Annotated in this window: 16 protein-coding genes; 7 read left to right on the plus strand and 9 right to left on the minus strand. The window is 65.2% G+C overall.

The genetic code is table 11. The features are described 5' to 3' along the window. Positions 1 to 12 precede the first annotated feature (12 nt). A complete protein-coding gene (locus ACYAF3_RS05695; protein WP_003094451.1) occupies positions 13 to 987 on the plus strand; it encodes an ABC transporter ATP-binding protein in 975 nt (324 codons plus the stop codon). Continuing rightward, positions 987 to 1,958 (plus strand): peptide ABC transporter ATP-binding protein, encoded by a 972-nt coding sequence (locus ACYAF3_RS05700; protein WP_031756837.1) that lies wholly within the window; start codon positions 987 to 989, stop codon positions 1,956 to 1,958. Before ACYAF3_RS05695 ends, ACYAF3_RS05700 begins: the two co-directional genes overlap by 1 nt. A 32-nt stretch (positions 1,959 to 1,990) precedes the next feature. On the opposite strand, the gene ACYAF3_RS05705 is transcribed toward ACYAF3_RS05700, so the two are convergent. Next, on the minus strand, positions 1,991 to 2,623 hold the full coding sequence (locus tag ACYAF3_RS05705) for a LysE family translocator (RefSeq protein ID WP_003105452.1): 633 nt from the start codon (positions 2,621 to 2,623) through the stop codon (positions 1,991 to 1,993). 141 nt (positions 2,624 to 2,764) lie between these two features. Between ACYAF3_RS05705 and ACYAF3_RS05710 the strand changes: the two genes are divergently transcribed. Continuing rightward, positions 2,765 to 3,238: an Lrp/AsnC family transcriptional regulator gene (locus tag ACYAF3_RS05710; protein ID WP_003094456.1), complete on the plus strand. Its 474-nt coding sequence runs from the start codon at positions 2,765 to 2,767 to the stop codon at positions 3,236 to 3,238. A gap of 4 nt (positions 3,239 to 3,242) precedes the next feature. On the opposite strand, the gene ACYAF3_RS05715 is transcribed toward ACYAF3_RS05710, so the two are convergent. The 3 genes from ACYAF3_RS05715 to ACYAF3_RS05725 are packed head-to-tail and all read right to left on the minus strand — an operon-like array spanning position 3,243 to position 5,598. Beyond that, positions 3,243 to 4,172, minus strand: a complete 930-nt coding sequence (locus ACYAF3_RS05715; RefSeq protein WP_031756839.1) for a 5-oxoprolinase subunit C family protein — start codon at positions 4,170 to 4,172, stop codon at positions 3,243 to 3,245. After that, positions 4,169 to 4,846 carry a 5-oxoprolinase subunit PxpB gene (pxpB, locus tag ACYAF3_RS05720; RefSeq protein ID WP_003116237.1) on the minus strand — a complete coding sequence of 226 codons (678 nt, stop codon included), beginning with the start codon at positions 4,844 to 4,846 and terminating at the stop codon, positions 4,169 to 4,171. Before pxpB ends, ACYAF3_RS05715 begins: the two co-directional genes overlap by 4 nt. Beyond that, complete coding sequence (locus ACYAF3_RS05725; RefSeq protein ID WP_003112852.1) at positions 4,843 to 5,598, minus strand: 5-oxoprolinase subunit PxpA; 756 nt, start codon at positions 5,596 to 5,598, stop codon at positions 4,843 to 4,845. The genes pxpB and ACYAF3_RS05725 overlap by 4 nt, the downstream gene beginning before the upstream one ends. Before the next feature lie 129 nt (positions 5,599 to 5,727). Here ACYAF3_RS05725 and lpxO point away from each other — a divergent pair, with 129 nt between their 5' ends. Beyond that, positions 5,728 to 6,627, plus strand: a complete 900-nt coding sequence (gene lpxO / locus ACYAF3_RS05730; protein ID WP_031756841.1) for a lipid A hydroxylase LpxO — start codon at positions 5,728 to 5,730, stop codon at positions 6,625 to 6,627. A gap of 517 nt (positions 6,628 to 7,144) precedes the next feature. On the opposite strand, the gene ACYAF3_RS05735 is transcribed toward lpxO, so the two are convergent. Continuing rightward, a complete protein-coding gene (locus tag ACYAF3_RS05735) occupies positions 7,145 to 9,697 on the minus strand; it encodes a PepSY domain-containing protein (RefSeq protein WP_116349855.1) in 2,553 nt (850 codons plus the stop codon). Positions 9,698 to 9,912: 215 nt separating this feature from the next. Continuing rightward, positions 9,913 to 12,213, minus strand: a complete 2,301-nt coding sequence (piuD, locus tag ACYAF3_RS05740; protein ID WP_003104896.1) for a TonB-dependent siderophore receptor PiuD — start codon at positions 12,211 to 12,213, stop codon at positions 9,913 to 9,915. A gap of 217 nt (positions 12,214 to 12,430) precedes the next feature. On the opposite strand from piuD, the gene ACYAF3_RS05745 reads away from it, so the two are divergent. The 3 genes from ACYAF3_RS05745 to ACYAF3_RS05755 all read left to right on the plus strand — a co-directional run bounded on the left by ACYAF3_RS05745 (position 12,431) and on the right by ACYAF3_RS05755 (position 15,854). Continuing rightward, a complete protein-coding gene (locus ACYAF3_RS05745) occupies positions 12,431 to 13,111 on the plus strand; it encodes a Fe2+-dependent dioxygenase (protein ID WP_003145945.1) in 681 nt (226 codons plus the stop codon). Between the two features lie 2 nt (positions 13,112 to 13,113). Next, positions 13,114 to 13,929 (plus strand): tetratricopeptide repeat protein, encoded by an 816-nt coding sequence (locus ACYAF3_RS05750; RefSeq protein WP_019681336.1) that lies wholly within the window; start codon positions 13,114 to 13,116, stop codon positions 13,927 to 13,929. Positions 13,930 to 14,051: 122 nt separating this feature from the next. Further along, the gene (locus ACYAF3_RS05755; protein ID WP_003104902.1) at positions 14,052 to 15,854 is read left to right on the plus strand and encodes a phosphoethanolamine transferase CptA; all 1,803 of its coding nucleotides are present in this window, start codon (positions 14,052 to 14,054) and stop codon (positions 15,852 to 15,854) included. A 54-nt stretch (positions 15,855 to 15,908) separates the two neighbouring features. Here ACYAF3_RS05755 and ACYAF3_RS05760 read toward each other — a convergent pair whose 3' ends face one another. The 3 genes from ACYAF3_RS05760 to ACYAF3_RS05770 form a co-directional block, all read right to left on the minus strand. Further along, positions 15,909 to 16,334 carry a VOC family protein gene (locus tag ACYAF3_RS05760; RefSeq protein ID WP_003094613.1) on the minus strand — a complete coding sequence of 142 codons (426 nt, stop codon included), beginning with the start codon at positions 16,332 to 16,334 and terminating at the stop codon, positions 15,909 to 15,911. A 115-nt stretch (positions 16,335 to 16,449) separates the two neighbouring features. Beyond that, positions 16,450 to 17,613 (minus strand): type III PLP-dependent enzyme, encoded by a 1,164-nt coding sequence (locus ACYAF3_RS05765; protein ID WP_003094617.1) that lies wholly within the window; start codon positions 17,611 to 17,613, stop codon positions 16,450 to 16,452. 451 nt (positions 17,614 to 18,064) lie between these two features. Continuing rightward, entirely contained in the window at positions 18,065 to 20,086 is a 2,022-nt protein-coding gene (locus tag ACYAF3_RS05770) for a methyl-accepting chemotaxis protein (RefSeq protein ID WP_023108749.1), read from the minus strand. Between the last annotated feature and the right edge of the window lie 35 nt (positions 20,087 to 20,121).

Below are 20,121 nucleotides of genomic sequence, written 5' to 3' on the forward strand. Positions count from 1 at the left end.
GGAGACCGCCGCATGAGCCTCCTCGATATCAAGAACCTCAGCGTACGCTTCGGCGACACCACCGCCGTGCCCGTGGTCGACGGCCTCGACCTGAGCGTCGACAAGGGCGAGGTGCTGGCCATCGTCGGCGAGTCCGGCTCCGGCAAGTCGGTGACCATGATGGCCCTGATGGGCCTGATCGACGCCCCCGGCTGGGTATCCGCCGATCACCTGCGCTTCGACGGCCACGACATGCTCACCCTCAAGGGCCGCCAGCGCCGGCGCATCGTCGGCAAGGACATGGCGATGGTCTTCCAGGACCCGATGACCGCCCTCAACCCCAGCTACACCGTCGGCTACCAGATCGAGGAAGTCCTCCGCCTGCATCTCGGCCTGCGCGGCAAGGCCCTGCGCCAGCGCGCCCTGGAACTGCTCGAACGGGTCGAGATCCCGGCCGCCGCCAGCCGTCTCGACGCCTACCCGCACCAGCTCTCCGGCGGCATGAGCCAGCGCGTGGCGATCGCCATGGCTATCGCCGCCGAGCCCAAGCTGCTGATCGCCGACGAGCCGACCACCGCCCTCGACGTGACCATCCAGGCGCAGATCATGGAGCTGCTGCTGAACCTGCAGCGCGACCAGGACATGGCGCTGATCCTGATCACCCACGATCTCGCCGTGGTCGCCGAGACCGCCCAGCGCGTCTGCGTGATGTACGCCGGCGAAGCGGTGGAGATCGGCGGCGTGCCGGCGCTGTTCGACCGCCCGACCCATCCCTACACCGAGGCGCTGATCAAGGCGATCCCCGAGCACTGTGCCGGCGAAGCCCGCCTGGCCACCCTACCCGGCATCGTTCCGGGGCGCTACGACCGCCCGCGCGGTTGCCTGCTGTCGCCACGCTGCCCCTATGCCCAGGAGCATTGCCGCCAGGAGCGGCCGGCCCTGGAGGCGCACGAGCGCGGCGCGGTGCGCTGCTTCTATCCGTTGAACCTGCTGAACGAGGTGGCCTGATGGAAACCGTTCTGACCGCCCGTGATCTGACCCGTCACTACGAAGTCTCCCGCGGCCTGTTCAAGGGCCACGCCCAGGTGCGCGCGCTGAACGGCGTATCGTTCGAACTGGAAGCCGGCAAGACCCTCGCCGTGGTCGGCGAGTCCGGCTGCGGCAAGTCGACCCTGGCGCGCGCCCTGACCCTGATTGAGGAACCCACCTCCGGCTCGCTGAAAATCGCCGGGCAGGAGGTCAAGGGCGCCAGCAAGGACCAGCGCCGGCAGTTGCGCCGCGACGTGCAGATGGTCTTCCAGAACCCCTACGCCTCGCTCAATCCGCGACAGAAGATCGGCGACCAGTTGGCCGAGCCGCTGCTGATCAACACCGCGCTGTCGCGCGAGGAACGCCGCGAAAAGGTCCAGCAGATGATTCGCCAGGTCGGCCTGCGGCCGGAGCACTACCAGCGCTACCCGCACATGTTCTCCGGCGGCCAGCGCCAGCGCATCGCCCTGGCCCGGGCGATGATGCTGCAACCCAAGGTGCTGGTGGCGGACGAGCCGACCTCGGCCCTCGACGTGTCGATCCAGGCCCAGGTACTGAACCTGTTCATGGACCTGCAGCAGCAGTTCCGCACCGCCTACGTGTTCATCTCGCACAACCTGGCGGTGGTCCGCCACGTCGCCGACGACGTCCTGGTGATGTACCTCGGCCGACCGGCGGAGATGGGGCCGGCGGACAAGCTCTACGAGAACCCGCTGCATCCCTATACCCGCGCGCTGCTCTCGGCGACCCCGGCGATCCACCCGGACCCGACGAAGCCGAAGATCCGCATCCAGGGCGAACTGCCGAACCCGCTGAACCCGCCGGAGGGTTGCGCCTTCCATAAGCGCTGCCCCTACGCCACCGAGCGCTGCCGCAGCGAGGTGCCTGAGCTGCGCCTGCTCGACCAGCGCCAGGTGGCCTGCCACCACGCCGAGCAATTCCTCGGCTGAGCGCCACGGGGCGCTCGCCGCCCCGCAGCCCTTCAGAGCTGGCGCAGCAGCGCCAGCCTTACCCCGAACCCTATCAACAACCCACCGAAGCCCCACTGCTGCAGGCGCTGTGCCCGCGGCCGGGACGCCAGCCAGCGGCCCAGGCGGCCACCGGCCAGCGCATAGGCGCAGTCGAAGGCCAGGCCAACCAGAACCAGGACCGTACCGAGCGCGGCGAACTGGACGGCCAGCGAACCGGCTTCGGGGCTGACGAACTGCGGCAGCAGCACCGAACAGAACAGCAGGGCCTTGGGGTTCAGCAGGTTGGTCAGGAGTCCGCGCAGCAAGGCCCGGCGGTCGGCGTGAGGGACCACCGGCGCGGAACCCGCGTCGCTGGTCGGCAAGGCCAGTCCGCCACCGCGCAGCATCTGCAGGCCAAGCCAGGCGAGGTAGGCGGCGCCAAGCAAGCGCACCAGGTCGAAGGTCCAGGGAGCGGTACGGAACAGCAGCGCCAGTCCAGTCGCGGCCATCAGCACATGGCAGGCCCGAGCCAGCGCCAGGCCGAGGGCGGTGACCAGCGCCGCGCGACGGCCCTGGCGGGCGCCGGTCTGGAACAGCAGGAGCATGTCTGGTCCGGGCACCAGGTAAACCACCGCCAGGGCAATCAGGAAAGCGCTCGTGTCCATCGTATCGGCTCCAGGAAGGTGACCCGGATAACGATTCTATGCCCGCAAGGCAGGGCAGGTGCTTGCGTTTTCCACCAGCCTATCCATTCTATTTGGCAGTAAATTCCACTCTCTGGAGACTATCCATCCGGATATGCCAAGATGAAACTCGACGCCTATGACCACCGCATCCTCGCCGCCCTCCAGCGCGACGGCCGCCTGAGCAACGTCCAGTTGGCCGAGGAGATCGGCCTCTCCCCGTCCCCCTGCCTGCGCCGCGTGCGCCTGCTGGAAGAGGCCGGGGTGATTCGCGGCTACCAGGCCAGCATCGACCGCGACGAGGTCGGCCTCGGCCTCACGGTGTTCGTCGGGATCAAGGTGGAACGCCACCGCCAGGAGCAGGCCGAGGCCTTCCACCGTGCGGTGGTCGACCTGCCGGAGGTGATCTCGGTGCACCTCGTCTCCGGCGAGTCGGACTTCCTCCTGCAAGTGGTGGTCCCCGACCTGCGCGCCTACGAACGCCTGCTCAGCGAGACTCTGCTGCGCCTGCCCGGGGTCAGCGACATTCGCAGCAACTTCGCGATCAAGACGGTCAAGGCGCCCTCGCCGCTGCCGCTCGGCCACCTGGCCGGCTGAGCGCTCAGCCGCGGAAGAAGCGGTAGAAGCGCAGCAGATCGGCCTGCTGCGTCGCCAGGTCGCTCTCGACGAAGGTTACCTCGCTATGCGCGGGGCTTTGCGCCAGGCGCGAGAGGTCCAGTGGATGGACGAAGCCCAGCAGCGGATAGCCGCCCATGCTCTGGCGGTCGGCCATCAGCACGATGGGTTGGCCATCGGGCGGAACCTGGATAGCGCCCTCCACCACGCCCTGCGACCAGGCGCGCGGCGCCCCGCGCAGTGGCTCGCCGGCCAGGCGGACACCCATGCGATCGGACCGCGGGCTGATTCGCCAGGCGCTGGCGAAGAAGGCTTGCCGGCTGGCTGCGTCGAAGGCCGCCGCATCGCCGCCGAGCAGCACGCGCAAGGGCCGCTGCTGCCGGTAGTCCGGCTGGAAACGCCAGGGCACGCTGGCATCCCACGGACACGCCGCTCCCGCTTCGGCACACGGCAGGCAATCGCCCTCCGCCAGGATCCGGCCATCGCCCTGTAAACCGCCGAGCCCGTCGCGAACCTGGCAGGCGACGCTGCCCAGTACCGGCCTCGCCCGGAAACCGCCGGCGCAGGCCAGGTAGGCACGCTGCCCGGCCTCGGCGAAGTCCAGTTCGATGCGTTGCCCGCGGCGGACCCGGAAGCGACTCCAGGGCAGGCATTCGCGACCGTCCACCGTCAGCGCCAGGCGCGCTCCGGTCAACGCCAGCCAGGTCGCCTCCACCCTGCACTCCAGCACCAAGCCGCCGAAAGCGATTTCCAGCAATGGCGTCCCCCAGGGATTACCGAGCAGACGATTGGCCCAGGCTGCCGCCTGGCGGTCCAGAGGGCCGCCCGGGGATACGCCGAGGTGCTGCCAGCCGCGCCGGCCGTCGTCCTGCAGCAGGCTCTGCGGACCCGCCTTGACGACCCGCAAACCATTCATTCGCGCCCGCCCAGGTCGAGGAAAGCCTCGCGCCCGATGGCGACGAAGCGCACCCGGTCGCCCAGCGCCAGTGGGCACGGAGGAGTGGCGGCCGGATCGAAGGGACGCCACGGACTGCGTCCCAGCAGGTGCCAGCCGCCGGGCGAGGCCTGCGGATAGATCGCCGTCTGCGCCTCGGCAATGGCCAGGCTGCCGGCCGGTACGCGCGCCCGCGGGGTGGCCCGCCGCGGCAGGACCAGGCGCGGATCGAGGCCGCCGAGGTAGGCGAATCCCGGAGCGAAACCGATCGCGCCGACCCGGTATTCGGCCGCGCTGTGCAGTTCGATCACCCCTTCGCCAGTCAATCCGCAGGCAACCGCTACCGTCGCGAGGTCCTCGCCGGCGTACCAGACGGGAATCTCGTGCAGGCGCCCGGCATCCTCGGCGGGGCGCCAGGCATGCCACTCCGCCAGCAGCGGACCCAGGCGTTCTTCCAGTACCTGCGGAGCGATGCGGTAGGGGTCGTAATGCAGCATCAGGGTGGTCCAGCCCGGCACCAGATCCCTGACGCCTTCGCCGAGCCCCTCGCGCAGACGTCTGGCCAGCTCGGCCAGGCGCACAGACAGGTCCACTTCGGGCTCTTCGGCGAGCGTCAGCAGCAGGGCTTCGGCACCAGCGGGTTCGATGCGGATCACAGGCTGTCCAGGGCCGCGCGCAGGCGCCGGAGGACCGCCAGCGACTGCGGGTTGTCGCCATGCACGCAAAGACTGTCGGCGGTCAGGCGCAGCGGGTTGCCGTCGTAGTCGGGGAAGGCTTCGCCGCGGGCGATGGCCAGGGCCTGTTCGATGATCCGCTGCGGATCGTGATGCACCGCGCCGCCAAGCCGCCGCGGCGCCAGCCGACCGTCCGGCAGGTAGGCGCGATCGGCGAAGGCCTCGAACAGCAGCGGCACGTCGGCCTCGTCGGCCAGTTCCAGCTCGCGGCCGTTGTCGGCCAGGGCCAGCACCATCAGCGGCAGGCCCTTGCGATAGGCGGCGCAGGCGTCGAGCACGGCGCGCAGCAGCTCATCGTCGCCGACCAGGTCGTTGTACAGCGCGCCATGCGGCTTGACGTAGGCCACCTGGGTACCGAGGGAACGGCAGAAAGCGTCCAGCGCGCCGATCTGGTACAGCACCATGGCATGCACCTCTTCGGCAGAGCAGGCCAGCGAGCGCCGGCCGAAGCCGCTCAGGTCGGGATAGGCAGGGTGCGCGCCGATGCTCACGCCATGGCGTACCGCCAGCTCCACCGCGCGCCGCATGGTGAGCGGGTCGCCAGCGTGGAAGCCGCAAGCCAGGTTGGCCTGGTCAACCAGCGGCATGCTGTGGACATCGTCGCCCATGCGCCAGGCGCCAAAGCTTTCGCCCATGTCGCAGTTGAGCAGGATACGCCGGCCGGTGTCGTTCATTGTGCGCTCCTTTCGAGGCCAGGATTACGGAAAAATGAGCGCAGTGCTGGCGAATTAGCGTCAGGTAGCATACTCAGGCACTGAGAACAGGAGTAAATTCTCCTCTTTTGCACCGACGACCTTGCATTCATGAAAGTTCTCATCCTGGCGGCCTATGCGCTGAGCATCCTCTATGTCCATTTCCGCGGCCGGGTACGCCACAAGCTGTCGCGCCAATTGAGCGACCACTCCAGCTTCCTCGCTCCGATCAACTGCCTGATGTACCTGTTCTCGAAGGTACCGAACCGCCCTTACCTGGCACCGCAGACCTTCCCCGAACTGCAGGTTCTGGTCGACAACTGGCAAGCCATCCGCAGCGAGGCGCTGCACCTGCACGACGCCGGCAACATCAAGCGTTCCGAACAGTACGACGATATCGGTTTCAACTCGTTCTTCAAGAGCGGCTGGAAGCGCTTCTACCTGAAATGGTACGACGAGGCCCATCCCTCCGCCGGACAACTCTGCCCGCAGACCACCGCCCTGTTGCGGCAGATTCCCTCGGTCAAGGCGGCGATGTTCGCCGAACTGCCGCCGGGCTCGAAGCTGGTGCGACACCGCGATCCCTACGCCGGCTCGCTGCGCTTCCACCTGGGACTGTTCACCCCCAACGATCCGGCCTGCTTCATCGAGGTGGACGGCGAGCGCTACCACTGGCGCGACGGCGAGGCGGTGGTGTTCGATGAAACCTTCATCCACTACGCGGAAAACGCCACCGAACACAACCGCATCATTCTCTTCTGCGACATCGAGCGGCCGCTGACCCAGGGCTGGGCCACCGCCTTCAACCGCTGGTTCAGCCGCAACGTGATGGCTGCCGCGGCCGCCCCGAACAACGCAGGCGACCGGACCGGCGGACTCAATCGGATCTTCGACAGCCTCTACAAGATCCGCCTGCAGGGCAAACGTTTGAAGAAGCGCAACCGCAAGCTCTACTACCTGCAGAAATGGAGCTTCTTCGCCCTGGTACTGGCTTTCATCCTGTGGATCTGAGGCCCGGCGACGCAAGGCCCCGATAGCTCCGTGGGGCGCATGACGGCGTCATCCGCCGACACCCAGCCGAAATGGCGGATAACCGCTCTGCGGTTATTCGCCCTACGCCACGGACAACGCGAAGTCCCGATAGCTCCGTAGGGCGCATGACGCCAACGGCGTCATCCGCCGATACCCCGCCGAAATGGCGGATAACCGCTCTGCGGTTATTCGCCCTACGCCACGGACAGCGCGAAGTCCCGATAGCTCCGTAGGGCGCATGACGCCAACGGCGTCATCCGCCGACACCCCGCCGAAATGGCGGATAACCGCTCTGCGGTTATTCGCCCTACGCCACGGGCGGCGCGACGTCCCGATAGCCCGTAGGGCGCATGACGCCAACGGCGTCATCCGCCGATATCTCGCCGAAATGGCGGATAACCGCTCTGCGGTTATTCGCCCTACACCCCGCAAAGCCCGGCAGTCCCAGTAGCTGGCAACGAAAAGGCTCCCTTGGGAGCCTTTTTCATTCATCCGTTCAGTACACGTCGCGTCGGTAACGTCCTTCGTCGGCCAGGCGTTGCAAGGCCTCCTCACCGAGCACTTCGCGCAGTACCCGGTCGACACCGCCGGCCATGCCCTGCAGGCTGCCGCAGACGTACAAGGCCGCGCCCTCGTCGATCCAGCGCCGCAGTTCATCCGCCGCTTCATGCAGGCGGTCCTGGACATAGATCTTCCCCGCCTGGTCGCGGGAGAAGGCCAGGTCCAGGCGTTGCAGCTCGCCCCTGGCCAGGGCCTGCTCCAGCTCCGCACGACAGTAGTAGTCGTGGGCGAAATTGCGTTCGCCGAACAGCAGCCAGTTGCGCTTGCGCCCGGCGGCAATGCTGGCGCGCAACAGGCTGCGCAGGCCGGCGAGCCCGGTACCGTTGCCGATGAGGATCAGCGGCACGTCATCCTCCGGCAGGTGGAAGCCCGCGTTGCGGCGCAGGCGCAGGGTCAGCGCGGCGCCGAGCGGCAGGTACTCGGTGAGCCAGCCGGAGCAGATGCCCAGGCTGCCGTCGGCATGCTGCTCCTGGCGTACGATCAGTTGCAGGTCGCCATCGCTCTGCAGCGACGCGATGGAGTACTGGCGCACGGAAAGCGGAATCAGCGCATCCAGCAGCGCCTGCGGGTGCAAGCCGACCAGGTGTTCGAAAGAGTCCGGCAGCAAGCGCCCAGCCAGGGCCTGCTCCAGGCTCTGCTCGATGCCCTCGACCGCCACCCGCGCCTGGCCGTCCAGGTTATGCCGCTGCAGCCATTCGCGGATGCGCGCGGGCGCCTGGTGCGGGACGATCTCCAGCAGATCGCCGGCGCGCCATTGGATGGCGCTGTCGGTCGGCGCACGCAGGTCCAGCAGCCAGGTCGACTCGCCCTGGCTGCCAGGATTCAGGCACTCCCGCCGCGCCAGCGACCAGACCTCGAAGGCCGGCGCTTCCCAGGCCGCCGGGGCGGCACCGCCGGTCACCTCGGCCAGGCTTTCCTGCCATTGGCGCAGGGCCGCGGCGTCGCCATCATCGACCTCCACCGGGGCGAACAGGCTCCGCGCGCCCTGCCCCTGCAACCAGCCCTGCATGCGCCGGGCGAAGCCGCAGAACTGCTCGTACTGGCGATCTCCCAAGGCCAGCAGGGCGTAGCTCAGGCCATCGAGGCTGGCGGCCTGGCCAAGCACCTTGCGTTCGAAGCCGCGGGCGCTGTCCGGCGCCTCACCGTCGCCGAAGGTGCTGACCACGAACAGCGCCTTGCGCGCCTCGGCGAGTTGCCCGGCATCCAGGCGCGCCAGCGATTCGACCCGCACCGGCAACCCGGCCGCCTGCAACTGGCCGGCGCTCTGCCAGGCCAGTTGCTCGGCAAAACCGCTCTGGCTGGCGTAGCCGATCAACCAGGGCTTGCCGCTGGCGCCGGCGCTGCCGCCCAGGTCGGCGCGGCTCGCCCGTACCGCGCGTTTCTTGCGCCGGCGGTCGAGGTAGAGCAGCCAGCCGGTGATGAAGAACAGCGGCATCGCCAGGCTGGCGAGCATCATCAGGATGCGTCCGGCCATGCCGAAATAGCTGCCTACGTGCAATGCATAGACGCTGGCCAGCAACTGGCTGCCGAAAGAACGGTCGCTATAGCGCTGGTCGCTTTTCACCTGGCCGTTGGCCGGGTCCAGGATCAAGGTGTTGAAGGCACGCTCGTGCGGCGCGTCGGTCAGGCGATAGAACACTGTCGCCGGCTGGCCGCCCGCCGGCGGCAGGCGCAGGTTGTAGGCCTGCAAGCGGTCGCCGCCGGCCTGGCGGATGCTGTTCCATACCGCCGCGTAGTCGACCACCAGCGGAGCCGCATCGGCCGGGCGCTCGCCACGTCCGCCCGGCTTGCCGCGCTGCGCCTGCTGGCCGGCGGGCGCGTCGTCGAGCAGTTTGAACAGGCCGTTGCGGTACCACTCGTAGGACCAGTACAGGCCGGTCAGCGCAGCCAGCAGGTAGAGCGCCAGGCACCAGGTGCCGGCCACGGCATGCAGGTCCCAGTTGAAACTGCGCCCCTTGCGCGACCAGTCGAGGGTCAGCCAGGCGCGCCAGTCGAAAACCTTGCGCGGCCAGCGCAGGTAGAGACCGGACAGGCAGAAGAAGATCAGGATCAGGGTGCAGGCGGCGGTGACCTGCTTGCCGTACTCGCCCATGGCGAGGAACCGGTGCAGTTGCATCATCAGGTTGAAGAAACCCTCGCCGCGTGGCTCGCCGACGAAAGCCCCGGTGTAGGGATCGATCCAGCGCGACTCGCCGCGGCGCTGTCCCGGCGGCGGGGTATAGAAGATCCGCCCGGCCTTGTCGCTGTCCATCTCGACCCAGACGAAGGCCACTTTCCGCCCCGGCTCGGCACCTTCGATACGGCGCACCAGTTCGTCCAGCGGCAGCACACCCTCGGGGCGCTTCTGCACCACCAGCACGTCAGGGTTGAGCGCGCGCATCAGCTCGTCCTGGAACGACAGGGTCGCTCCGGTGACGCCCATCAGCGCCAGCACCAGGCCGGCGCTGATACCGAAGAACCAATGCAACTGGAACCAGACTTTCTTCACAGGATCACCTTCACGGCCGCCGCGCGGCAACAACGGGACTACGCCGACGCCAAGCGCCGGCCAGACGACACGAGGACGTCGGCGGGCAATTCTATTTGATAATCAGTTGCGATAAAGCCGAATTAACGTTCTTTACGCTCTATTTACCCACCTGGATGCGGGAAAGCCCCATCCCGCAGGGGGAATGGGGCTTTCGTGGGGAGCGAGAGCGGCTGTCAGAAGTGGAAGTTGGTGCTGAACAGTATCGTCCTTCCAGCGGCCTGGGACGCATAGTGCGCCGCATAGGCTTTGTCGAAGTACTTCTTGTCGAACACATTCTGCACGTTCAACTGGAAATCGACGTTCTTGCTCAGTTTGTAGCTGGCCATTGCGTCATAGCGCCAGTAATCGGGGACATAGACGGTATTGCCAACGTCGCCATAGACCTTGTCGACATAGAAAGCCCCGCCGCCGATGGTGGTCTTCGGGAAGATGTCATAGGTGGTCCAGAGACTGAAGCTGTTCTTCGGCGTATTTGGCATCTCGTTGCCGTTGTTGGAAGCCGCCGATGCGTTCACATTGCCGTTACGCCCAGCCTTACCGGCATCGACCAACTCGCTGTCCAGGTAGCTGTAGCCCGCGAACACCTTCCACTTCTCGGTCAGCTTGCCGCTGGCGCTCAACTCCACGCCGTCGACGCGGGATTGTCCGGCGTTGTCGTAGGTCTGGTTGGCGACCAGGATGCGGGTATTGTCCTTGTCGGTGCGGAAGATCGCGGCACTCAGCTCCAGCCGCTCGTTGAAGAAAGCCCACTTGGTACCAAGCTCGTAGTTCGTGGTTTCTTCCGGCTCAAGGTTGTTGCTGATGGCGAACCCGTCGACAGCATTCGAGGTATCCCCATTATCGAGCATGCTACCCGGCGGCGTAGCCGAAGTGGCGTAGGACGCATAGATGCTGCCGTTGGGTACAGGCTTCCACACCAAGCCTGCCTGCCAGTTCCAGAAGCTCGACTTGTCGCTGAGTTTGGTAGCGGGTCTTACACCGTGGTTCTTCGCCGTAGTTTCGAAACTATCGAAGCGCGCGCCAATATTGACCTGCCACTGCTCGTTCAGGTCGATGGTGTCGAACGCATATATTGCCTTGGTGGTGCCGACCGTATTCAGCGGCGCATATTTCCGGGTAATACTGCCATTCCATGGATCGTGCGGATTGGGATTTTCCAGACTAGTGCAGTTATAGCCGCTAGGCGCCCCGATCAGCGATGGATTGCACTTGTTGCTGCCCAGGCCGGTATTGGTATCGACGGTATACCCATCGCGCTTGCTGTCTTCTCGGCTGAACTCCAGGCCGGTGCTGAAGCTGTTCTTGAAGCCACCCAGGTAGAACTCTCCAAACAGGTCAGTCTGGTTGACTGCTGTGGTGGTGGTACTTACCCGATTGTTCTGGCGGCGCCAGACCGAGCCATTGTTGATGTTGCCCTGGCTGTCATCCGGTTGTGTCCACAGATAGTCCTGATGACTGTTGCCGTAACGCGAGGTATTGCGAATAGTGAGGCTGTCAGTCAGATCATGCTCAACGGTGATGGTACTGGTATCGATGCGGCTCTTCTGGAAATCGCGCCCCGTCAGCCCATAGAAATTGCCTCGATCGACATTCACCGGTTTGTCCGGATTGTGCTTGCTGCGATCGCTACTCTTGGCATAGGGAATGCCCGAATCCGGGGTATCGTCACTTTCCAGGTGATAATGGCTGACGGTCACTCGGGTCGGCGAGCCAAGACCGAAGGTGAGCGACGGCGCTACGCCCCAGCGACTGACATCGACTTCATCGCGGCCCGCGACATTGGCATCGTGCTTGAGAAGATTCAGCCGGAATGCCGCATTGCCATCGAGGAATTCCTGGTTGAGGTCCAGGGTGTAGCGGCGAGTCTGGTCAGAACCATAGGTGAAGCCTCCATCGATGAAGTTCCCAGCCTTGGCCTGCTTGCTGACGAGATTGAGGCTGCCGCCGGCCGAGCCCCGTCCTCCGAATGCCGAGTTAGGGCCCTTGCTGACCTCGATCTGCTCAAGGTTGAAGATCTCGCGGGTCTGTGCACCAGTATCGCGTACACCATCGACGTAAGTATCGCTTTGCGCATCGAAGCCGCGAATGAATGGCCGGTCACCGGTGGGATTGCCGCCCTCGCCCGCGCCAAAGGTAATACCTGGAACGGTACGCAGTGCATCCTGGAGAGACACGGCGGCGGTATCCTTGATCACCTGCTTTGGTACTACCGTGACGGAGCGCGGCGTATCCAAGAGCGGCGCGGTGTACTTCTTCGACGCCGAGCGGTCGACGTTGTAGGTGGTTTCGTCCTGCTGCTCGCCGACGATGGTGGCCGCATCCAGCGACAGTACGCGGTCCTTGTCGGTCTTTTTCTGCCCGGCCTCGTCGGCGTGGGCTGCCTGCGGTGCGGCGATGGCGGTGATGGCGACACCGATGGCCGAAGCCAGCAGACGTTGCGAAGAAACGGCGGTATCCGTGGACTGACGCGACATTCGAAACCCCTCCCCGGGAGCTGTGAAGGTCGCGGAATTTATTGCAGATCAGAATTGTTATCAATTATTACGGATTCGCATTCGACAGGAATTTACATTCTTTACAATTTTCTCATTACATTTTTTCCCATCTCGCTCGTCTACAACCTCTGGCGGTTTTACACGTCCAATGCAAATCAATATCATTGGCAATCATTTCGCCTTCATGGACAGCGCCATGTTGCTGCATATTCCCGCCATCTTCACCGCCGAGGAAGTCTCCCGGATCCGCGCAGCCCTGGAGCAGGCGGAATGGGCCGACGGCAAGGCGACCGCCGGCTACCAATCGGCCAAGGCCAAGCACAACCTGCAACTGCCGCAGGACCACCCGCTGGCCCGGGAGATCGGCGAAGCCATGCTGCAGCGCCTGTGGAACCATCCCCTGTTCATGTCCGCCGCCCTGCCGCTCAAGGTCTTCCCGCCGCTGTTCAACTGCTATACCGGCGGGGGCTCGTTCGACTTCCACATCGACAACGCCGTGCGCGACATCCATGGCGGCCGCGAGCGGGTCCGTACCGACCTGTCCTCGACCCTCTTCTTCAGCGACCCGGAGGACTATGACGGCGGCGAACTGGTGATCCAGGACACCTACGGCCTGCAACAGGTGAAGCTGCCCGCCGGCGATCTGGTGCTCTACCCCGGCACCAGCCTGCACAAGGTCAATCCGGTCACCCGCGGCGCGCGCTACGCCTCGTTCTTCTGGACCCAGAGCCTGGTCCGCGAAGACAGCCAGCGCACCCTGCTATTCGAAATGGACCAGTCGATCCAGCGACTCACCCGCGACGTGCCCGACCATCCCTCGCTGATCCGCCTCACCGGTACCTACCACAATCTCCTGCGGCGCTGGTCGGAACTCTGAACATGCGCCACCTGCTGCTTCGTCACGACGCGCTGGACGCCGAAGGTTTCGCCGCACAACTGGCCGGTACCCCGGGCGAGGTTGCCCAGGCCATCCTCGGCGCTGCGCGCGAGGGCCTGACGGAAGCCCAGGCCCTGCTCGGACAGATCCTTCTGGACGGCCAAGGCATCCAGCGCGACCCGACCCTGGCGCGGACCTGGTTCACGATCGCCGCCGAACGCGGCCACGCAATGGCGCGCAATATGCTCGCTCGCTGTCTTGAACATGGCTGGGGCGGCCCGGCGGATCCAGCCGCGGCAGCCGTCCACTATCGGATCGCCGCCCAGGCCGGCCTTGACTGGGCCCGCTACAACCTGGCCAATCTCCACGCCACCGGCCGCGGCGTGCCTCAGGACCAGCCGCGCGCCTATGCGCTGTATCGGCAAGCGGCCGAGCAGGGCCACGCGAAATCGATGAACCTGGTGGGGCGCTACCACGAAGAAGGCCTGGTGGTCGCTCGCGACCTGGCGCAAGCTGCGCACTGGTATCGACGTTCCGCCGAGGGCGGCGATTTTCGCGGCCAGTTCAGCCACGCCGCGATGCTCAGCGCCTCGGGCCGCCATGCCGAAGCCGAAACCTGGCTCCGGCGTGCCCTCGAAGGCGGCAACCTGAACTTCCTGCGCAGTGCCCGCCATGGCCTGGAGCAGTCGGCCCACCCGCCATTCCGCAGCCTGGCGCTGGCCTACTACCGACGCGCGGCGCAGTTGGGCGACGACACCGATCGAGAGGCTCTGGAACAGGCGCTCGAACGTCATGGGCACGCGCAACTGCCCGTCTGACGAACAACGCCCAACCCTTTGTTCACACCCACATAACACTTTTTTGACAAGCCTTTCCCTACCCTCGCCGCTTCATCGAGGCGAGCGACGATCGCGCCTCCGGTCCATCGTACGAGGCTATCGTGTCCCCCACTCCACCAAGCGTTACGCGCAATCGCATCGACTGGGCCGGCCTGGGCTGGCTGTTCCTGTTCTTCTGGTTCTTCTCCGGTATCACCCAACTGCTCCTGCTGACCTCCGGCAACAGCGGTTTCTCCGGTTTCCGCAACGCCATGGTGCTGAGCACCATCTGGCTTGCGCCGGTGTTGCTGTTCCCGCGCTGGACCAAGCCGCTGGCCGCCGTCATCGGGCTGGTGCTGTGGGCCGCCTCGCTGGTCGGCCTGAGCTATTTCGGCATCTATCACCAGGAATTCTCGCAAAGCGTGATCTTCGTGATGTTCGAGTCGAACACCGCCGAGGCCAGCGAATATTTCAGCCAGTACTTCAACCCCTGGATGACCCTCGGCCTGGTGCTCTACAGCCTGGTCGCCATCCTCCTCTGGCGCCGCCTGCGCCCAGTCTACCTGCCGCGCTTCAGCGCCCTGCCGGTGGCGGTGCTGCTGATCGTCGCGACCATCGGTTATCCGTTCTACAAGCAACTGGTCAGCCAGGGCCGGCCCTTCGACGAAGCCCTGGACAAGGTCCAGGCGCGCATGGAACCGGCGGTGCCCTGGCAATTGCTGATCGGCTACCAGCAATACCGCCAGCAACTGGGCAGCATGCAGGCGCTGTTGCAAAAGAACGCGGCCCTACCGCCGCTGAAGAACCTCGTCGATGCCAATGGCGATACGCCGCGCACGCTGGTCCTGGTGATCGGCGAATCCACGTCGCGCAAGCACATGAGCCTCTACGGCTATCCACGCGAAACGACCCCGCAGTTGGACGCACTGAAGGCCGCGAACCGGAACCTCACGGTATTCAACAACGTGGTGGCGTCGCGGCCATACACCATCGAGGTGCTGCAGCAGGTGCTGACGTTCGCTGACCAGGAGCATCCCGACCGCTTCCTCACCGATCCGTCGCTGATGAACCTGATGAAGCAGGCCGGCTACAAGACCTTCTGGATCACCAACCAGCAGACCATGACCAAGCGCAACACCATGCTGACGACCTTCGCCCAGCAGACCGATGCGCAGTTCTACCTGAACAACCAGCGCAGCCAGAACGCCAGCCAGCTGGACGGCGCGGTGCTGGCGCCCTTCGCCAAGGTGCTGGACGACCCGGCGCCGAAGAAATTCATCGTGGTCCATCTGCTCGGCACCCACATGAACTACAAGTACCGCTATCCCGCCGATTACGCTCGCTTCGTCGACCGCCAGGGCGCCCCGGCGGCCCTCAGCGACGACCAGGTGGAGGTCTACAACAGCTACGACAACGCCGTGCTGTACAACGACTACGTGGTCTCCAGCCTGATCAAGGGCTTCGCCAACAGCGATCCGAACGGCTTCCTGGTCTACCTCTCGGACCATGGCGAGGAAGTCTTCGACGAAGCCCCGCACGACCGTCTCGGCCGCAACGAAGGCGACCCGACCCGCGGCATGTACACCGTGCCCTTCCTGGTCTGGACTTCGCCCAGCTGGCAGCAGACCCATCCGCGCGACCTGCAGGCCCTGGTCGACCGACGCTACAGCAGCGAAGACCTGATCCATACCTGGTCCGACCTCGCCGGCCTCAACTATGACCTCTTCGATCCGACCAAGAGCCTGGTGAGCAACGACTTCCAGCATGAAGTCCGCTGGATCGGCAACCCCTATGCCCACAATGGCTTGCGCGACTTCGACAAGCTACCGCTGGACAAGGCCGACGCCGGGCAGCAGGTAGCCCAGGCCGGACGACCCGCGCCAACGACACCGCGCGCACCGTCCCGCCAGCCGAACGAAGGCTGACCGCCGCCAAAGAAAACGCCCCGCCGAGCGGGGCGTTTTTCCATCCGTAGCGCCTCAGGGCAAGACCAGGTTGCCCTGCTCGTCGAACGGCCAGAACGGGTTGTAGGCAATTTCCCAAAGGTGTCCATCCGGGTCGGCGACATATCCGGAGTAGCCACCCCAGAACACTTCCTGCGGCATCTTGGTCGCCTGCCCGCCGGCCGCCGTAGCTGCGGAGAACAGACGGTCCACCTCGTCCCGCGAGGCGCAGTTGCAGGCCAGGGTGATAGCCGCGAAGCCGGTCGGACGATCTTCCACCTGCGCATCCTCGGCGAGGGCGCTGCGTCCGTAGAGGCCGAGGACCAGGTTGCGGCCCTTGAGAAATACCACCTGCTCGTTGCCGTCCGAAGAGGGCTGCCAGCCCAGCGCCTGGTAGTAGAGAGAGGAGCGGGCCAGATCGGCGACCCCGAGGGTCACCAGGGAAACACCATTGCCTGTCATGTCGGCGTCCTTGTCATGGGTTGTCGAACAAGGCTGACACGAGCGCCGCGAGGCTTCCAGAGCGACATGAAAAAGCCCCGCCGAGGCGGGGCTCTTCGTAGCAGAGGCGACTGCGCTAGAGGTAGAACGCCTTCAGCGGCGGGAAGCCGTTGAACTCCACCGCACTGTAGCTGGTGGTGTAGGCGCCGGTAGACAGCCAGTAAAGGCGGTCGCCGCTCGCCAGGTTCAGCGGCAGGCCATACTTGTAGTGCTCGTACATGATGTCGGCGCTGTCGCAGGTCGGGCCGGCGATCACCACCTCTTCCATCTCGCCCTGCTTCTCGGTCCAGATCGGGAACTTGATCGACTCGTCCATGGTTTCGATCAGTCCGGAGAACTTGCCGACGTCGGCATAGACCCAGCGCTCCACGGCGGTCCGCGACTTGCGGGCGACCAGCACCACTTCGCTGACCAGGATGCCGGCATTGGCGATCAGCGAACGGCCCGGCTCGAGGATGATTTCCGGCAGGTCGTCGCCGAAGTCCTCCTTGAGGAAGCGGATGATCTCCTCCGCATAGGTTTCCAGGTCGTTGGTCTTGGTGATGTAGTTGGCCGGGAAGCCGCCGCCCATGTTGATCATCTTCAGGACGATGCCGTCTTCTTCCTTCAGGCGCTCGAAGATCACCTTGACCTTGGCGATCGCCGCGTCCCACACCGAGATGTCGCGCTGCTGCGAACCGACGTGGAAGGAAATGCCGTAGGGCTCCAGGCCCAGCTGGCGGGCCAGGATCAGCAGGTCCATGGCCATGTCGGTCTGGCAGCCGAACTTGCGCGACAACGGCCAGTCTGCGGTAGTCGAGCCCTCGGTGAGAATACGCACGTAGACCTTGGCGCCGGGAGCGGCCTTGGCGATGTTGCGCAGGTCGGCTTCGGAGTCGGTGGCGAACAGGCGCACGCCCTTCTCGTAGAAGTAGCGGATGTCCTTGGATTTCTTGATGGTGTTGCCGTAGCTGATGCGCTCCGGACCGACGCCGGTCTTCATCACCTTGTCCAGTTCGTAGATCGAGGCGATATCGAAGTTCGAACCCTTGTCGCGCAGCAGCTCGGTGATTTCGGTAGCGGGATTGGCCTTCACCGCGTAGTAGATCCTGGCGAAGGGGAAGCAGTCGGTCAGTTGGTCGTAGGCATCGGCGATGGTCTGCTTGTCGATGACCACGAAGGGGGTTTCCTGCTTGTCGGCGAAGGCCTTCATGCGCTGGAAGGTTTCAGGGGCGAAATAATCCTCGACCTTGATGGACATGGTTGGGACTCCCAATGGCAAAACACATGGATTCGTAGGGGTGAAGCTGAACGTCTAATCCGTTTCCCCACTTTGGTTCGCCTACTTCCCAAGGCATGTCGCCGAGTATCACCTGCCTGCCGGCAGCCACCGCCTGTTCATCCTGGTAGGTCGCGCGCGTGTCCCGCGCGACGACCTGGCCGCTTGAGCAGCGGACGTCGCCTTGCCACAAGGCGATCTCTCGTCGTCAGTACTTGAGCCGGATGGATCGTTTCCAGCATGGACGTTCGGGCGCGAACTTTAGGACCAAGGGGACGCGAGATCAATAAAAAAATGCCGCGATTTCGCCTCCGCCTGTCGCACCGCCGGATTGACCTGCTCAGCCTTTACCCCATGTGCATGACAGTGGGATGTCCCCGTCCGCCCAGCGTTCAATCGGATGGACGAAAAACGTCCCGCGCAGGCCTTGCGCCTACACCCGGAACGCGCCGATCAGGCGTTTCAGCTGGGTCACCTGGGCGCCCAGTTCGCGGCTGGCCCGTTCGGTCTGGCTGGCGCCTTCCGCGGTGCGCTCGCCGGCCTGGTTGATCTCGACGATGTTCTGGTCGATATCGTGGGCCACGGCGGTCTGTTGCTCGGCGGCGGCGGCGATCTGCTGGTTCTGGTCGACGATCATGCCCACCGCGCCGAGGATATTCTCCAGTGCCTGCTGCACCTGCGCCGACTCGTTGACCGTGCCATCGGCGGTATGGTGGCTGCTGCCCATCGCCTTCACCGCCGCATCGACGCCGCCCTGCAGGCGCAGGATCATCTGTTCGATCTCGGCGGTGGATTGCTGGGTGCGCTTGGCCAGCGTGCGCACCTCGTCGGCCACCACCGCGAAACCGCGCCCCTGCTCCCCGGCACGAGCGGCCTCGATCGCCGCATTGAGCGCCAGCAGGTTGGTCTGTTCGGCGATGCCCTTGATCACATCCAGCACCTGGCTGATCGAGGCGCTGTCACTGGCCAGGCGATTGATCGCCGCCACCGACTGGTCGATCTCGCCGGCCAGGCGCTGGATGCTACCCACCTGCGACTCGACCAGGCTGCGCCCGCTGAGGGTTTCCTGGTTCACGCTGTTCGCGCTGCTCACCGCCATCGCCGCGCTGCGTGCCACTTCCTGGGCGGTAGCGGCCATCTGGTTCATCGCCGTGGCCACCTGCTCGATCTGGCTGCGTTGCCCGGCTACCGCCTGGTTGCTTTCGGCCGACACCGACTCGACGCGCAGGGTCTGCCGCTCGACCTCGCCGACGGTCTGGCTGACCCGCTCGATCAGGTCGTGGATCTTCGCCACCGATTCGTTGAACGATTGTCCCAGCTCGCCCAGCTCGTCACGGCTGCGGGCCTGGAAGCTGACCGTCATGTCGCCGCCGGCGACGCGCTCCATCATTCGCCCGAGATCCTTCAGGGTGGCGCGGGTGGAAACGTAGAAACCGCCGTAGAGGTATAGGATCGCGGCGAAAACCACGGCCAGCGCGGCGACTAGCAACAGCATCTGCGTGCGCACCTGTTGCAGGCGCTTTTGCAACTGGGTATCGAGATAGCCGAGAACGGCGTCGTCGAGCTGGTAGGTCTTGTCCATCGCCGCGCTGACCTGATCGTAGAACTGCGTCCACGGGGTATCCAGCGTCTCGGCCACGATCACCCGGTCCTCGAACAACTGCCCCAGTCTCTTCAGGGTCTCGCGACTGGCCTGGGCGGCCTCCGCGAGCGCCGGTGGGCTGCCGGCCAGGGACTCCTGCAGCTTCAGGCCGTACTCGCCATGCAGTTTCTCGAACTCCAGCAGCAGTTCGTCGAGCCGCGCGCTGGAGGACGAATTGAGGAAACCCTGGCCCAGGGAGTAGGCGCCGATGGCGCGCCCCTTGCTGATGGCCGCCGTCACCTCCGGCGTTATCGAACCGACCAGCTCGCTGAGCTGGCGCACCTGGCGCTGGCTGTCCTGGCTGAGCCCGGCCTGGGCGATGAGCAACTTGATGAATACCTGTGCGCTACCGAGCAGCTTCTCCGCCCGTGCGCCCTTGCCCTGCAGGGACCCTTCGGCCTCCACGGCCTGCAAGCCGTTGAGCAACCGGTCGCGCTGGGCCTCGAATTCGGCTACCGCCGCACCATCCTCGCTGAGCGGCGCCAGCGCCTCGAGCCGCCCGCGCAGCCCCTTCTGGACGTCCGCGATGCGCGCTTCCAGATCGCCGGCCTTGCCGGACTGGCCGATGACCGCATTGATCTGCAACAGATCGTTGAGGGACTCCAGGCCACGCCGGATCTGAAGTCCGCTACCCAGCAGCGTCAAGCTCTGCAGTTCGATCCGGGTGTCGCTGAACTGGCGATAGGCATCGCGCACCAGATAGAAGCTGGTGATCAGCAGCGGCAGGAAGAACAGCACGCTGATCAGGCCGAACTTCATGCCGAAGCTGAGCCGGTTCATCAGCGCGATGGCGGGATAGAGTACGGTCTTCACCCAGACGTCTCCTGATTGTTCTTATCGTTCTGAGA

It is taken from the genome of Pseudomonas sp. TZ252 (assembly GCF_056110345.1).